Here is a 14,797-nt window from a genome sequence, read left to right as displayed (position 1 = left end):
TATCAAAATCATCAGCCTCTTCTTAAAAAAATAAGAGCCTATTGGAATTTATCATTTGAGGTCTTAACTCAAAATAAATTCTAAAAACCCAAATAAACCTTATCGGACTTATTATACCGTGATTGTCTTCAAACAATCGGGAAAGGAATTTTATTCTTCAAATTTAAAAATCATTAATAAATACAAACATGGATCAAACAACAAAAAAACACATTGATTTGCTTCATCCTTCCGTCAGGGAAGAAGTTACTAAAATCATTGAAGAATGCGATCTTGCTTTAACCGGGCGAGCAAAAGTGCGCATTACACAAGGTCTCAGAACTTTTCAGGAACAAGAAGATCTTTACGCTTTTGGCCGAACCAAACCTGGAAAAAAAGTAACCAATGCTAAAGGCGGACAATCTATTCACAATTACGGTTTTGCGGTAGACATCTGTCTTATTATCGACGGAAAAACTGCATCATGGGACACTGCAAAAGATTGGGATGATGACCAAATTTCTGACTGGATGGAATGCGTAGATATTTTCAAAAACCATGGCTGGAATTGGGGTGGAGACTGGAAAACGTTTAAAGATATGCCTCATTTTGATAAAAAAGGATATGACGACTGGAAATTACTAAGCAGACTCAAACGTGACAAAAAAAATTATGTAATCTTATACAAATAGCAATGAAACCTTTTATTTCAAAATATTTCATTTTTTTATTGACACTTTTATTTTTACTTAATTCCTGCAATTCGACTAGAACAGCATTATTTGATCAATATTCATACGAAAAAACTATAGAGCTAAAAGTCGAAACAGCAAATTTAATCAATAAGGCGTCTACTCCCTATTCTTGTAACAAACAAGAAATTGAAAACTTGCGCTTAAAAATTGAAAAACTGATCGAATACGAAAAGAACAAACCTTATAACGAAATTTCTTTTGAAATGTGGAAAGCATTAAACGATAATGAAAGAAATCTTTTAGCAGGTTTCTTCAAAGATTGGGAACAGAAAGAAACTGAATCAAAATCTTTCATTATCGAATCAAAAAATCAAATTCTAGAGGCTTTCGATTTATTGATTCAATATGAAATCAAAAAAGATAAAGAATCAAAAGATAACCTTTTACAAATAATTAATCTTAAGAATTAAAATATGGAAAAGGAAAAAATATTAGAAACTTTAAAAGCAGAATTAAAAGTACTTATTGCCAAAAATTATAAAGACCTTAAACCTCAGTTAGAAAAAGATTTTAATGCTTTTCTGGAAGCCTCTAAAGAAAAACTAGAACGATGGACAGTTTTATATTCTTCAGGAAATTTAACTAATGAAGAATTTGAATGGCTTTTAAAAAGTCAGTTAGATTTAACCTCTTTACAAGCTTTACAGGCTGCGGGAATATCTAAAATCAAACTCAATACTATAAAAAATAACATTATTGAAATGATTATTAAAATCATTACTGATATTATTATTCTGCGCATTAAGTAAAATTCTAAAAGACAAAAAACCTCCGTTACAATTTACTGAAACTACTGATTACTAAGCTTTAAATTCTTGATGAAAGAAGATACATAGTTTATTTTTACAGTATCTAATAACAAATCTCATTTCGTAGAATGTTATAAAATTCAAGACAAACATTTCAGGAAAATAATTAAAAAACAATCAATAAAAGCATGAAAGATTTTATTATAGACGAAGATTTATTAATAGTTGAAATTAATGGAGAAAAAGATTTTGCTCTTAAAGAAGCCGATCAGCAAAACTTAGAGCATTTATTATTAACCCAAAAAGGAAGCTACAAAGAGTTTCCTATTCTTGGCGTAGGTATAAAAAAATACATAAACAGTCCTGATGCAACTTCAAGACTAAAACTAGAAAACGAAATAGATAAACAATTATCGTATGACAACTTTCATGTAAAAACGCTAGATGTCAACGATCTAAAAAACATTCAAATCGATGGAAACTATTAAACCACAAGAAAACCAAAACATTTTTGACATCTCTTTACAGGAATATGGCAGTATTGAGAAAGTCTTTGATCTTTTAGAAGATAATGACAAATTTGACCTTACAGAAGACATTTCTGTTTACAAAGAATTAAAAGTAGGCAGAGAAGCTTTTAAAAAAGACATTGTTGAATATTATAATTCAAGAAATTTAAAACCAGCCACTTCAATTAGTGAAGAAGAACAATATTTACTGGATAATTTCTCCGGAATCGACTATATGATTATTGAAGATGATTTTATCATCTATTAATAAAATACAATTCAAAAACACAAAACTTCTCCTTTTTAGAAATCTCTAAAATACAAAACTGCTTTTCTGCAGTATTTATCAAAATCATAAATAAATAATTACCTAATAAGCATATTATACATGTCTTACAGGCTAAACTATATCTAAACTAATATATGGCACGCACAATTGCTGAAATACAGAATGAAATTCTGGATGAAAAAGGAAAACAGCCTTCCTTAAACGGCCTTACAGAATCAAAAACGAGTATTTGGAGACTTTGGGTAAACATAGTAGCAACTGCTATCTGGATACATGAGAAAATAGTAGAAAAAAATGCATTAATATCAAGGCCCCATACCTTAAACTGGTATCGGGATCAGGCCTTAAATTTTCATTACGGATTGCCTTTAACTCCAGAATCCAGCAACAATATGTCGCTTGTCTGGAAAGATGGTTCATATCAATTTGATACAACAAACCTTAATGATGATGAAATAGAAAAATCAAAAATTATAAAATATTGTGCTGTTAGTGAAATTGACTTAGAAACAATTCTAACTCCTAATAAAGAACCGAAGGAAATCTTCTCTGATTATTTTCATAATAAAGTTGGTGTTGTTTTCATAAAAGTAGCCACTGAAAAAGATGATAAAATCTCAAGAGTTGATGTTTCCAACGAACTTTTTGCTTTTAAAGAATACATTGCTAAAATTAAAGATGCTGGAAATTTAGTTTATATCACTTCTGACGATGGAGATATTCTGAAATTAAATTTGAATGTATATGTAGATCCTTTAACCATTAAAATTAATCCAAAAGATATTGAATATTATCAACTAAAAAGTTTAAGCCGATCTTTATCTGCAGAAGAAACTGCTAAGCTGGCAGCATATGGTGAGGATTATGAAACAGATGCTGTTAATGGTTCGCTTATATTAAAACCGGAAGAATTTCCTGTAGAGGATGCTGTAAAAAATCATCTGAAAAATATAGAATTTAATGGCGCTTTTGTCAAAACTTATCTTGTTGATGCCATTCAAAAAGCAGAAGGAATAAAGATTCCAATATTGAAACAAGTTCAAACTTCTGCAGCAAAAAATCCAAATAGTAGTGAAGACTCTGGATTATCTGATGTAAGTAATATTGAATATTTCATTCCTAATGCTGGTTATTTTGATCTCGATAATCTTGTTATTGACATCAATTACATTCCTTATACTTTTTATCGAGATAATCAATAGTCAAACACTTACACAATGAATAATTACACTATTTTAAAGTGGGAAAAACTGCTATTATGGCTAGTTCCTCCTATCCTCCGAAAAAAAACACATATTAACTGGCTCAATGTTCTCCTTACTCCTCTTCGTTCACTTTATGAGGATATTCTATACAAAATGCAGCATACCGGACAGGTTATTTATCTGGAAAAAGTACTCAATGAAACTTTTAACATAACAAAAGAATACAATCCAAATTTAAGTATCGAACAAAAACGATTAGAAGGATTAATCTATATTGATGAATCAATTAAGCCTTCCTTACAATACTTATATCTTCATAAGGAGTATTATGACCCAGATAAAACTTTGGCTGATGGTTCTCTAAAAAAAGGTCTTTTAAGAATTCCCTTATTTCAGATTTTTAGAAACACAGAATATAAAAACAAAAACAACAAACCTGTTTATTTAGCTCATCAAGAAGATTACACGAAGGTAAACTATGCCAATTTTAGAGTCTTCATTCCAGCAGATATAATAAAAAGCAAAACAATTGATATTGAGACAACAGAAAGTAACTACAAGTTACAATCAGAAGCTATTAAAATAGCAACCCGAGAATATCATGACCTTCTTAACTTTTATAAACTGGCTGGTAAAAGTTATGAAAGCTTTGCTTATTCTACACAAGATTAAACTAAAAAAGAAATATAAAAACAACAGACATTTAATTTTATAAAAATGAAACAAGTAAATTTTAGTCATTCGGGAGGATTTCCGCTTGAACAGGAAACTTTAGAGAGACTTCAAACAGCTTATAGATCTGAATTGTATGAAGCTTTAAAAAGACATTTTAGTATTGAAACACAAAACAATTATATTATAGCCGCTGCAACTCCTAATACAAAAGGCTGGACTATAATATATCAATATGAAGTTAATTCTACAGGAGAATTAAAACTGGAAGGAATTTTATATCCTATTCAAAAAGGAACTGCAACCAATTATCTAAAAACGACCAGAATAGGTACAAATTTAGTTTATGGAAACGGAATTTCGCAAACAGCCTACTTTGATTATTCAGCAGAATATATCTCTGAAACAGAATATAATAATACGCAAGAAGCGCCTGAAAATGATGATACTTCAACTGTATATTATTATGATTTAAGAAATTTTATTGTCGTTAAGGATCTTCAAACAATTCAAGAAAGTATTAATCTAATCAATGAATCTTATCTTCCGCTTAATGGTTCAAAAGCAATGCAGGGAGATCTGGATCTGGGAACTCATCAATTATCAAAATTAGACATAAAAGAAAGTAATACAGCAAATGTAAGAACAGCAAGCTTTAATTTTGGATCTGAAACTAAAAGAGGTTTAAAACATTCTGGCAATTATTTAGGAAGAGCTTTAGTAGACAATAGTACCGCGTCAACTACCTGCCTTAATATTAATTATGGAGCGGATTGGGAAAACACTAACATTGGAGGAAAAGTATATTTTGATAATTTAAACAATACAAATTCTAACGGTTCGCTACTGGTGTTAGACAATGCAAATCAGGTTATTAAAAGCAGTACACTTATAGATTCTTTACTGAATCGCATTACAGCTTTAGAAAACAAACCAGTATCTACTATACCAATCGGAATGGTCGCAATTTGGGGTAAACCGGCTCCATTTCCTGAAGGCTGGGAAGAATATACACCTTTAAAAGGTAGGATGCCCGTTGGGTTTGATACTAATGATTCAACATTTAATACATTGTTGAATTATGGTGGTAATAAGGAAAAAACCTTATTGATAGAAGAATTGCCTCCTCACGACCATGATATTGCTTATAATAAAAAAAATGCTGCTGGTGGAGGATCTGAGAGACCACTAGATAACACAGGCACTTCGACAGATACTCAAAAAACAGGTTCAAGAGGAGGAGGCTTGCCTTTCTCAATTATGAACCCTTACAGAGTAATTTATTTTATACAATATACAGGAAAATCAAGCGATACAACAAAACCAACAAGTCCAACTAATTTAACAGCCTCAAACATTGGAACTACAAGTTTATCTTTAAACTGGACAGCAGCTACTGATAATGAAGCTGTAACGAATTATCAAATTTTTAAAAACGATATTTCATTAGCTGAATTGGGTAATATTTTGTCTTATAATGCTATAGGCTTATCCTCTGGAACATCTTACAGTTTTCATGTCATAGCCAAAGATGCTGCTGGAAATTCATCAATACCAAGTAATTCTATAAATGTAACCACACAAGCTATAGATACAACAGCTCCGACAGTTCCCGCATATTTGCACTCCTACACACAAGGCCAAGGTCTTATTGGACTTGAATGGGGTACTTCTACTGATGTAAATCCTATAAATTATGAATTATGGCGTAGTGTAGACGGTTTTGCTTTTTTCCTATTTGAAACAACTAGTAATACTTACTCTTCTGATACAGGTTTAGCAAACCAAACACATGCATACAAAGTTAGGGCAGTCGATTCTAGCGGAAACAAATCAGATTTCTCTCCTGAATCTGTCATAACAATAAGTTCTTTATAAAAACAATTCATAATAAGCAATAATCTTTCGGGACTATAATATCCCGAAAGATTTCTTATCTACCCCAAAAACAACCTTTAAAACCCAAAACTAATGTTACAGAAAATTTTAGAATATTCAGATGAATTAAAACTACTGTTATATGCCATTTTTATTTATTTAGAAATGGATACAGAAATTGTCAAAGTATTATTTTTTTTAATGATGATAGATACTTTTCTCGGCGTAACCAAAACTATTGTATTAAATAACTCTTTTAGTTTTAAAAAATTGGCTGTAGGTTTTGTTTCCAAATTAGCCGTTTTACTTATTCCAACAGCCTTAGCATTAATGAGCATAGGGCTTAATTATAATTTTAAGTGGTTCGTAACTGTTGTTATGGATTTACTTATTGTAAGTGATGGTATTTCAATTATAAGTAACATAATTGCCATAAAAACCAAAAAAGAAGTCGAAAATTTTGACGCCATGACATTGATATTAAAGTCTATAAGAAATCGTTTAATACAACTTTTCAAAAGACTTTTGATAACAATTGATCCTAAATATCATACAGAAAAATAGATTAAAAGCTTTATAAAAAGAACCTTTATCCTAACCAAAAAACAATTAAATTTGGAGACCCTAAATCACCAAATTTATTATGAATTCAAAAAGAAATTCTTACCTATCCGCCTTACTAATGATATTGTTTTCTGTATCATTTTCATACTCTCAAACTCCAACTTCAAAAACAGAAAACAAGTCAAAATTATTCGAAGAAACTACAACAGACAGCGATTATTTAATGTCTATTGAAAAAGCCGGAGACGTTTTGCAATCTGCTGCAAATGATGCCGAATTCGAAGGAAACACTTTTCACTTATTTGGAGAAATTAAAAGAACCGAAAGTAAACTTGACTTAATATTAGCAAGTTTAAAAGGTGCAAATCCGAATGTACGAAACCAACAGATGTATCGTATTGTTTTGAAAGAAATCGAACAGGAATTAAACGATCAAAATAAAGCCATTGATCATCGAAATGCAAATCTTGAAAAAATTAAAAGCAAAATTATTGATCTGCGTAAAGACAAGACTTTATTTACACTAATAAAAGATACTATTCGCAGAAAACAATTCAAAACAGAATTAGCTAATCTAAAAAAAAGATATCTAAAAACGGACAGCCTGATGACCAAAAATCAGGGAATTTTAAATGATAAAAAAAGACTCACTGTTGAGCATAAAATTGCCGTTTCGAATGCCTTGACAACCGTTGAAACAAAACTGGAAAAATCCGGAATCAGCATTCTTAAAAAAGAATATCCTTCCTTATGGAGCAGGGATACAAAAAAAGTGGTATCGCATAACATTAAAGCAAAAGTTATAATCGAAGAAAATGTTGCCGCTTATTATTTAAGTTATAAAGCCGGAGGGTTAATTACATTATGCTTTTTCATGGGACTTTTGGCCTGGTATATTTCACGTAATTTGAAATATTTAAAATCTAACGGTCATGCCGAAAATCTTTCTCTTTTTAATTTTAAATATTTAAACCGAGGTATAATTTTACCTGTAATTGTAATAGGTTTAAACATTGCCATAGTTACAAACTTATATGCTCCTGCCCTGTTTTTAGAACTGCTTCAATTAGGATCATTAGCTGTACTCACTATTATTTTTAAAAATGACTGGTCTGGAAAATCGATGCGAAATTGGCTCCTTCTTTTTGGATTATTCTTTGCGCTTTGTTTTCTGGATCTTTTTATTGAAGTTGGACTATTTCAACGTTGTTCGTTTATCATCATAAATATTCTGGGAATACGATATGGTTTGGTTCAAATTAAAAGTTTAAAAGACCAATTATACATTAAAGGATTTTTTAAGTGGGCAAGTATCATTTTTATCGGATTAAATGGATTATCAATCCTTTATAACATTTTTGGAAGAGTTTCGCTTTCCAATATGTTAAGCTTAACTGCATTTATTTCGCTGACACAAATTGTTGCTTTGAGTGTTCTTTTAAAAATAATTCTTGAAATCATTCTCCTTCAAATTTATACAACAAGAGTAAAACGTGGAATCGAAAAAATATTTGATTTCGAGAATTTATCCGATACATTAAAAAAACCATTTATAATTATAATAAGTTATATGTGGCTGGTTGTGATCGCTTCCAATTTAAATATTTGGGAATCTTTACGTTCTTCTATCGGAAATTTATTGAGCCGCCCAAATACCATCGGAAGCATCACTTTTACTTTAGGAAATATTGTTTTGTTTTTTATAATTGTCTGGGCAGCACATTTATTACAGAATTATGTAGCATATTTTTTTGGAGAAATTGAAGACGAAAATGAAGAAAACATCAACAAAAGGCAGCATTCTAAATTACTTATTACAAGACTTATTGTTTTGATTGTGGGTTATCTTTTGGCCGTTGCAGCATCTGGGATGCCTTTAGACAAACTAAGTATACTTTTGGGCGCATTAGGAGTTGGTGTTGGACTTGGACTTCAAAATGTCGTAAATAATTTCGTTTCGGGTATTATTTTGATTTTTGATAAACCAATTCAAATTGGAGATGTTGTAGACATTAGTTCCGAATCTGGACGTGTAAAATCGATGGGATTAAGAACAACCAAAATCAATGCTCCAAATGGTGCCGAAATCATTATCCCGAATGGAAATTTGTTATCTCAAAACATTACTAACTGGACTTATACTGACAATTTTAAACTGGTTGATCTTTCTATTGAAATTAGCGGTGATACTGCCCCAGAAGATATAAATGCGACTATTTTAAGTTCACTTGAAAGTCTTCCTTTAGTAAATAATACCAAACCATCTCAAATTTATTACAATTCTATTTCTGATGGAAAATTCAAAATACAGATTAAATTCTGGTGCAGTATTTACAGAACTGAAGAAACTATAAGTACAGCTAAACAAGTTTTGTTTAGTAGTTTTAAGGCAAAAGGATTGACCTTTTCGACATAGAAATTAAAAAAATGGTTTGAATTACACTTAAGTTTTTCAAACCATTTTTATTAATTGGAAAGTTGATTAAATAGGTTTTCTTCTATTTTTTCCAATTTTAAAATGATTTAAAAATTTATTTTCTAATGAAAAAAATAATTATAATAATTATAATATTTTGTCTCTTATCTTGTAATGACAAAAAAACAAATCATTATGAAGAATTAAATACCAAAACTTTTGAAAAATTTGATTTAAAAAGATTCAATGATAATAAAAAAGACAGCACTTATGAATATTTTTCAAAAGATACTATTATCAGACTTTATGAAGAAAAAGATCATTATAGAAAAGAATTAATTACTGATAATTATAGTTTTAAGAGTACTTTTATTTATAACAAAACAACCCATTTATTACTAAATCAATTTTCTGTCTTTTATGGAATGCCAATTAGAATTTGGAAAAAATATGACGAAAATGGTAATTTAATAAGCATAAAAGATTATGATAAAGGATTTGATTTTACAGTAAACAATTTAATTGTAATGCTCAAAAAAGAGTTTCAAATTGATTTAATTAATGATAATGCTTATCAATCATTATTGATAAGCAGGTCTTCTTATAAGCGATTTTATTTTATAAATAGAAATTGTTATTTAATACAAATATCTACAATATCAGAAACCAGAATTATGAAAATTGATGGCGAAACAGGAGAAATTATAAATGATAAGACTTCGTTTACTGAAGAATAATTTTTTTATTTAAAATATCATAGGTTAGATAAAAAGCATGAAAATAGAAATAGAAAAGCAAGATTTTGATTTATTAATTCAAAATAATCTCTTACCAAACATTGTAGATTTTATCGAAAATAATGATTATTCTATTTTGATAAGCAGTGATCTTCTGGGATTTGAATTATTGCTAGATAATTTAAGCGATTTAATTGCAGAAAAAGGTATTGGAGAGGATGGTGAAATAAACAATTTTGGACTTAGAATTGAACTTATAATAGATCAAATAAACGACAAAATAGGATCATTCTAAAATAACATATCAATGCTATATCCTTTGGAACCTCAATCAAAATATTTACACCTGCGAGGAAATAAAAATCTAGAACAATATTTTATAATTCTAAAAACAAAGTAAAAATGAAGTACCATTTTTATTTTTTGAGTTTATCTTTCTTAATATTCAACTCTTGTTTAAAAGCAGATTGTAAAAGCTTATTTGAAAAAAGAAAAAAAGATGAGTTTTTTATTATAGTTCAAGATATGCCGAATACAGGATTTTATAGATTTAACATTAAAGGAATTAATCCTACAACCGGTCAAAAAATTGAATATAAAAATGATGGATGGAGTGAATACAACGATCTTATTTCAATTGGAGACACAATAATCAAAAAAAAAGGAGAAGTACTCTTTAGTATTCATAAAAAGGACACAATTCTTTCTTTATCTTGGCAATGTGAAGGAAAAACTTATAAGTAACAAATAGTATTCCTTGTATAAAAATAAGAAAAGCCACTTTATAACAAGAGTGGCTTTTCTATTTTTTAATACTCATAATTCTAATCCTGCTTTATAAAAACCAACTCCTCCCCATAATCCCCAATACTCACCAAAGCATTATAAATATACTTACTCACCAAAGCCCCACCTTCAAAATTAATTAAATCAATATCATCTTCGGGAGTGTGATATTGCGGATGTCCTCCTGTGTGGAAACCTACTGCAGAAATACCAGATTTATAAAAAGAAACATGATCAGAACCGCCAACATCTCCGGCAAATACAACCGGATTTAGTCCGCTGTTTTGGCCTAATTTTTTCATAAGTTCGACTCCGTTTGGGAAAGTTCCTGCACCGCCCATATAGATTTGCTTTTCGGCATTTAATCTTCCTACCATATCCATATTCAGCATTACTTTTACAGCTTCTTTTTTAATAGGTAAATGATTTATGAAATATTTCGAACCTAATAATCCTTCTTCTTCTCCACTGAAAGAAATAAAAATAATACTCCTTTTGGGTTTAATTTTTAGTTTAGAAACTTCTTCTAAAATACACAGCAACGCCGAAACTCCGGATGCATTATCATCGGCTCCGTTATGAATAGCAATTGTATCTTTCTTTTTACTTCCGGAACCCTTTCCGCCCCAGCCCCAATGATCGTAATGTGCGCCGATTACAATAAATTCATTTTTGAGTTTTTCGTCCGATCCTTCGATATATCCTACAACATTTTGGGTCGAAACGCTGTCGGATTTTGCTTTGTTGATCCCTTCTTTTACAAATACTTTAAACGGCTGGTAATAGTTTTTATCGAATTGCTGTAAACCATACTTTTTGAAATATTTTTTAATGTAAGCCGCTGCATCGTTATTTCCTTTTGTTCCCACAAAACGTCCTTCTAGTTTATCAGAAGAAAGATATTTATCGTGTTTGTAAAATGTCTGTCCCATAGTATTCTTTTGAGCATTTGAAATAATACTCAAAAAAAGGAAGCATAAAACAATATTTAATTTCATAGTTATTTATCTAAAAAATGGCACGCGGATGACACGGATTCACTTCGTGAAAACGCTGATTAGAACGGATTTTATATTTATAGCTTTTATAAAAAAATCTGTATTTATCCGCGACTTTGCGAAGCAAATCCGTATCATCCGCGTGCTATTTAATCTTGTTTAAGTTCAAAAATCTTATTCATTAAAATCCATTTTTCTCCGGATTTAGCCTGAGGAAGTGCTTTTTGGAATTTCCACATTAATGTTTCCCATTCCTGCACTTTTGGGTTTTCGGCATCGAGTTTTGCTTTTTCTGCAAATGAGAAATTATCATCGGCTTCGATAATCATAAACAAACGATCGCCGACATTATAAATCTCTAAATTGATAATTCCGGAATCCTTGATGCTTTCCCGGATTTCCGGCCAGACATTTTTATGATATTCGATATATTCTGCAATTAAATCTGGGTGGTTATTTAAATCTAAGGCGAGAGAGTATTTTTGCATAATTCAGTTTTTAAATTTTATTTTAAATCGAATGTGGTATGCTTAATGTATTTTCGATCATAAGTATACAAGATATGAACTTTTTTATCTGATGTCTGAATAATGGCCGGATAACTGAATTCTCCTTTTGGTTGATTTTCCAAATCAAATAATTTTGTCCAGTTTACACCATCTTTTGAATATTCTACATCCAAAATATTCCTTCCGTTAAACCAGTCTTTTCCCATTTTTAATGGATTGTTTACCAATAAAAATGATTTATTCGATAAAGTTACCGCATCGACTCCGGAGTTTGAATTTACAACATTTATACTATCTGTTTTCTGCCATGTTTTTCCATTATCTTCAGACCATGACGAAATCAATTTATTATGTCGGCTTCGGGATAAAATCTGGATTTCTTTCTCAGAATGAACTAAAAATGCGGGCTGAATAATATCGAAATTTTTCTTGTCGTTAATATCGGAAATTGTCCAGCTATCGGTTGCTTCTGTATAAGTTTCTATAAAAACTCTCCATTTATTATCGTCGATACTTTCGGTACTGCTTCCACATAAGATAATTCCGGGAGTGGTTTCGATTGGTTTATTTCTAATTGGTCCTAAAATTCCTTTTGGAAGGTATTTTGCGTTACTCCACGTTTTGCCATCATCTTTAGAAACTATCATGGCGCCAAACCATTCTCTCGGATTTTTTCCCACTTTATAAAATAAATACAAATTCTGGCTTTTGCTTTTAAACAAAACCGGATTCCAGCATGGCAGTGTATCTCCGTCTTTGACTAAAGGTTCAATGAGTTTTTTAGGTGCTGACCATTTATTTTCTTTATACGAAGAAATGTAAATACTTACGTCTTTTGCTCCTTCATATTTTCCGCCAAACCAAGCTGCTAAAAGCGAATTAGGTTCTAATTCTACTAATGTTGAAGCATGACTGGCTGCTGTTACCGGATTTTCTGCTACATAATTTTGGGTAATATTTACTGCTTTTGGTTCATTTTGAATTGATTTACAACCCAAAAAAACCGAAACCAATAAAACTACTACGCCGTATTTTTTTAAATTCATAATCTAACTTTTATATAAAACAAAAGGAGAGTTTCCTCTCCTTTTGAATTCTAAGCAAAGATTGTGTGCCTCTTTACTAAACCAAATAATTATTTTGTATCCCACCAAAGTTTGGTTCCACCTGTATCAGGTCCTCCAAGTTTTGCAATTCCATCTGTAACTGCATCTTTGTTTGAAGAATATTCATTTGTTGTATAGATAATTCTTTTCATCAAACTTTTTCCAACTCCTGCATCGTTATTATCTGTGTTTAATGGCGGATAAATAACTTTTGCATCGCTTCTTCTTAAATCTGCCCAAGCTTCCCAAGATTCAGGGAAAATAGCTAAGTATTTTTGAACCGCGATTTGTGTACGTTGGTTTGCTTCTGTTGTCGACCAGGCTACTGGTAATTTCACCGGAATATCCTGTAAATCTAAATTTGGATAAACTGTTAAAATGTTTGGCAATGTTGGCAAAGTATTTCCAGAAATATAAGCATTTACAGCGGCAGCATCCGTAATTCCCCATTGTGCCAGAGATAATCTAATACCGGTTTCATATAAACTTTGAGCTGTTCCGCCCATGTTCCATCCATTTAATGCTCCTTCTGCTCTGCTTAAATAGTTTTCAGAAGCCATGAATACTTCGATGTTTTTAGATTCGCTTAAGTTTCCTGCAGCTCCGTTACCCATAATATCATTATTGAAAGCTGAGAATTTAGTAGTTCCAAACTGATCTTCTAAACCTCCAACCGGATTTCCTCTGTACACTTTTGGTGTAGCATTAGCATCCAGCGGTGCAAACCATTTTTCTAAACGAGGATCATTATATCCAACCAAAATACTTTCCATAGAAGCTGTCATTACATAACCCCAGCTGTTTACGATCATATTTAAGTTGTTTGGTGTAATATTACTAGCTTTAAAGAAAGCGCTTTGAGCATTAGTTGTCATAACTCCTGCCGCTACAGCTGCTTCTGCCTGAGTTTTTGCTTTTGCAGGTTCTTTATCAGAAATTCTTAAAGCAAGACGAAGTCTCATACTGTTTCCAAATACTCTCCAGTTTGCTACATTTCCACCATACAAACGATCGTTTGGCTGAAGTGAAGCTACCGTTGTTAAAGAAGTGCTTGATAAAGTTGCGTTTGCCTCATCTAACAATTTGAAGAAATCTGTGTAAATATCTTCTACACTATCGTAAGGTACTTTTTCTTTACCATTTCCAGCCTCAGTATAAGGAATTGGTCCGTAAGCATCTACCATTTGGTTGTACATGAAAACTTTCCAGATTTTAAGAACTGCCAAAGCCTCAGCATTTCCTTCAGATGCTTTAATCGCATTGTTTATCGCCGGAACAGCAACTGTGTAGAATCTTGTCCATCCACGTCCTTCGTAACCGTTTACGAATGCATTTCTTTCTGTACCATATCCACAGTTTAAATAGTGAATAAAAGTAGAAGATAAAATACCAGTAGCAATACCCCATGTTCCCTGATCATCAACACCTGGTGATGAATAAGATCCATTATGAATACCTGCATAAAGCGCCGATGCAAATGATGGCCCAGCAAGCGTAGCATCTAACTGATCTTCAGTAAGAGAATTAGGATCTTTGTTTATTTCATCAAAGTCTTTTGAACAGCTTGATAAAATAGAAACTGCCATTAATGCAACTCCTAATGTTTTTATTTTAAAACTATATTTCATGATGTCTCTTTATTTAA

17 protein-coding genes are annotated in these 14,797 nt (G+C 31.1%); 13 read left to right on the top strand and 4 right to left on the bottom strand.

Annotation, left to right across the window (positions count from 1 at the left end; all coding sequences use genetic code 11):
- The first annotated feature begins 188 nt into the window (after nt 1-188).
- The 13 genes from ABDW27_RS17775 to ABDW27_RS17715 all read left to right on the top strand — a co-directional run bounded on the left by ABDW27_RS17775 (nt 189) and on the right by ABDW27_RS17715 (nt 10,497).
- Entirely contained in the window at nt 189-671 is a 483-nt protein-coding gene (locus ABDW27_RS17775; protein ID WP_343697108.1) for a M15 family metallopeptidase, read from the top strand.
- Between the two features lie 2 nt (nt 672-673).
- Nucleotides 674-1,144, top strand: coding sequence for a hypothetical protein (locus ABDW27_RS17770; protein ID WP_343697107.1), 471 nt, complete (start codon nt 674-676; stop codon nt 1,142-1,144).
- 3 nt (nt 1,145-1,147) lie between these two features.
- A complete protein-coding gene (locus tag ABDW27_RS17765; RefSeq protein WP_343697106.1) occupies nt 1,148-1,483 on the top strand; it encodes a hypothetical protein in 336 nt (111 codons plus the stop codon).
- A 188-nt stretch (nt 1,484-1,671) separates the two neighbouring features.
- Nucleotides 1,672-1,971, top strand: coding sequence for a hypothetical protein (locus ABDW27_RS17760; protein ID WP_343697105.1), 300 nt, complete (start codon nt 1,672-1,674; stop codon nt 1,969-1,971).
- The gene (locus tag ABDW27_RS17755) at nt 1,958-2,260 is read left to right on the top strand and encodes a hypothetical protein (RefSeq protein ID WP_343697104.1); all 303 of its coding nucleotides are present in this window, start codon (nt 1,958-1,960) and stop codon (nt 2,258-2,260) included. The genes ABDW27_RS17760 and ABDW27_RS17755 overlap by 14 nt, the downstream gene beginning before the upstream one ends.
- 155 nt (nt 2,261-2,415) lie before the next feature.
- Nucleotides 2,416-3,483: a hypothetical protein gene (locus ABDW27_RS17750; protein ID WP_343697103.1), complete on the top strand. Its 1,068-nt coding sequence runs from the start codon at nt 2,416-2,418 to the stop codon at nt 3,481-3,483.
- 15 nt (nt 3,484-3,498) lie between these two features.
- Complete coding sequence (locus tag ABDW27_RS17745; protein WP_343697102.1) at nt 3,499-4,158, top strand: hypothetical protein; 660 nt, start codon at nt 3,499-3,501, stop codon at nt 4,156-4,158.
- 45 nt (nt 4,159-4,203) lie between these two features.
- Entirely contained in the window at nt 4,204-6,036 is a 1,833-nt protein-coding gene (locus tag ABDW27_RS17740; protein WP_343697101.1) for a fibronectin type III domain-containing protein, read from the top strand.
- A gap of 93 nt (nt 6,037-6,129) precedes the next feature.
- Complete coding sequence (locus ABDW27_RS17735) at nt 6,130-6,600, top strand: phage holin family protein (protein WP_343697100.1); 471 nt, start codon at nt 6,130-6,132, stop codon at nt 6,598-6,600.
- A gap of 79 nt (nt 6,601-6,679) precedes the next feature.
- Nucleotides 6,680-9,016, top strand: a complete 2,337-nt coding sequence (locus tag ABDW27_RS17730; protein ID WP_343697099.1) for a mechanosensitive ion channel domain-containing protein — start codon at nt 6,680-6,682, stop codon at nt 9,014-9,016.
- A gap of 125 nt (nt 9,017-9,141) precedes the next feature.
- Complete coding sequence (locus tag ABDW27_RS17725) at nt 9,142-9,753, top strand: hypothetical protein (protein ID WP_343697098.1); 612 nt, start codon at nt 9,142-9,144, stop codon at nt 9,751-9,753.
- 37 nt (nt 9,754-9,790) lie between these two features.
- Nucleotides 9,791-10,048: a hypothetical protein gene (locus tag ABDW27_RS17720; protein ID WP_343697097.1), complete on the top strand. Its 258-nt coding sequence runs from the start codon at nt 9,791-9,793 to the stop codon at nt 10,046-10,048.
- 107 nt (nt 10,049-10,155) lie between these two features.
- Nucleotides 10,156-10,497: a hypothetical protein gene (locus ABDW27_RS17715; protein ID WP_343697096.1), complete on the top strand. Its 342-nt coding sequence runs from the start codon at nt 10,156-10,158 to the stop codon at nt 10,495-10,497.
- 80 nt (nt 10,498-10,577) lie between these two features.
- On the opposite strand, the gene ABDW27_RS17710 is transcribed toward ABDW27_RS17715, so the two are convergent.
- The 4 genes from ABDW27_RS17710 to ABDW27_RS17695 form a co-directional block, all read right to left on the bottom strand.
- Nucleotides 10,578-11,537, bottom strand: coding sequence for a M20/M25/M40 family metallo-hydrolase (locus ABDW27_RS17710; RefSeq protein ID WP_343697095.1), 960 nt, complete (start codon nt 11,535-11,537; stop codon nt 10,578-10,580).
- A gap of 149 nt (nt 11,538-11,686) precedes the next feature.
- Nucleotides 11,687-12,025 carry an L-rhamnose mutarotase gene (locus tag ABDW27_RS17705; RefSeq protein ID WP_343697094.1) on the bottom strand — a complete coding sequence of 113 codons (339 nt, stop codon included), beginning with the start codon at nt 12,023-12,025 and terminating at the stop codon, nt 11,687-11,689.
- A 17-nt stretch (nt 12,026-12,042) separates the two neighbouring features.
- Nucleotides 12,043-13,092: a sialidase family protein gene (locus tag ABDW27_RS17700; RefSeq protein WP_343697093.1), complete on the bottom strand. Its 1,050-nt coding sequence runs from the start codon at nt 13,090-13,092 to the stop codon at nt 12,043-12,045.
- Between the two features lie 89 nt (nt 13,093-13,181).
- Nucleotides 13,182-14,780: a SusD/RagB family nutrient-binding outer membrane lipoprotein gene (locus tag ABDW27_RS17695; RefSeq protein WP_343697092.1), complete on the bottom strand. Its 1,599-nt coding sequence runs from the start codon at nt 14,778-14,780 to the stop codon at nt 13,182-13,184.
- Between the last annotated feature and the right edge of the window lie 17 nt (nt 14,781-14,797).

Origin of the sequence: Flavobacterium sp. (assembly GCF_039595935.1) — a bacterium.
Lineage (GTDB): Bacteria > Bacteroidota > Bacteroidia > Flavobacteriales > Flavobacteriaceae > Flavobacterium.
This window is presented reverse-complemented; position numbering and strand designations above follow the sequence as displayed.

Bases quoted from the DNA above. Each gene is read 5' to 3' on its own strand.
- ABDW27_RS17775 (WP_343697108.1), top strand. From the start codon at position 189: ATGGATCAAACAACAAAAAAACACATTGATTTGCTTCATCCTTCCGTC.
- ABDW27_RS17770 (WP_343697107.1), top strand. From the start codon at position 674: ATGAAACCTTTTATTTCAAAATATTTCATTTTTTTATTGACACTTTTA.
- ABDW27_RS17765 (WP_343697106.1), top strand. From the start codon at position 1,148: ATGGAAAAGGAAAAAATATTAGAAACTTTAAAAGCAGAATTAAAAGTA.
- ABDW27_RS17760 (WP_343697105.1), top strand. From the start codon at position 1,672: ATGAAAGATTTTATTATAGACGAAGATTTATTAATAGTTGAAATTAAT.
- ABDW27_RS17755 (WP_343697104.1), top strand. From the start codon at position 1,958: ATGGAAACTATTAAACCACAAGAAAACCAAAACATTTTTGACATCTCT.
- ABDW27_RS17750 (WP_343697103.1), top strand. From the start codon at position 2,416: ATGGCACGCACAATTGCTGAAATACAGAATGAAATTCTGGATGAAAAA.
- ABDW27_RS17745 (WP_343697102.1), top strand. From the start codon at position 3,499: ATGAATAATTACACTATTTTAAAGTGGGAAAAACTGCTATTATGGCTA.
- ABDW27_RS17740 (WP_343697101.1), top strand. From the start codon at position 4,204: ATGAAACAAGTAAATTTTAGTCATTCGGGAGGATTTCCGCTTGAACAG.
- ABDW27_RS17735 (WP_343697100.1), top strand. From the start codon at position 6,130: ATGTTACAGAAAATTTTAGAATATTCAGATGAATTAAAACTACTGTTA.
- ABDW27_RS17730 (WP_343697099.1), top strand. From the start codon at position 6,680: ATGAATTCAAAAAGAAATTCTTACCTATCCGCCTTACTAATGATATTG.
- ABDW27_RS17725 (WP_343697098.1), top strand. From the start codon at position 9,142: ATGAAAAAAATAATTATAATAATTATAATATTTTGTCTCTTATCTTGT.
- ABDW27_RS17720 (WP_343697097.1), top strand. From the start codon at position 9,791: ATGAAAATAGAAATAGAAAAGCAAGATTTTGATTTATTAATTCAAAAT.
- ABDW27_RS17715 (WP_343697096.1), top strand. From the start codon at position 10,156: ATGAAGTACCATTTTTATTTTTTGAGTTTATCTTTCTTAATATTCAAC.
- ABDW27_RS17710 (WP_343697095.1), bottom strand. From the start codon at position 11,537: ATGAAATTAAATATTGTTTTATGCTTCCTTTTTTTGAGTATTATTTCA.
- ABDW27_RS17705 (WP_343697094.1), bottom strand. From the start codon at position 12,025: ATGCAAAAATACTCTCTCGCCTTAGATTTAAATAACCACCCAGATTTA.
- ABDW27_RS17700 (WP_343697093.1), bottom strand. From the start codon at position 13,092: ATGAATTTAAAAAAATACGGCGTAGTAGTTTTATTGGTTTCGGTTTTT.
- ABDW27_RS17695 (WP_343697092.1), bottom strand. From the start codon at position 14,780: ATGAAATATAGTTTTAAAATAAAAACATTAGGAGTTGCATTAATGGCA.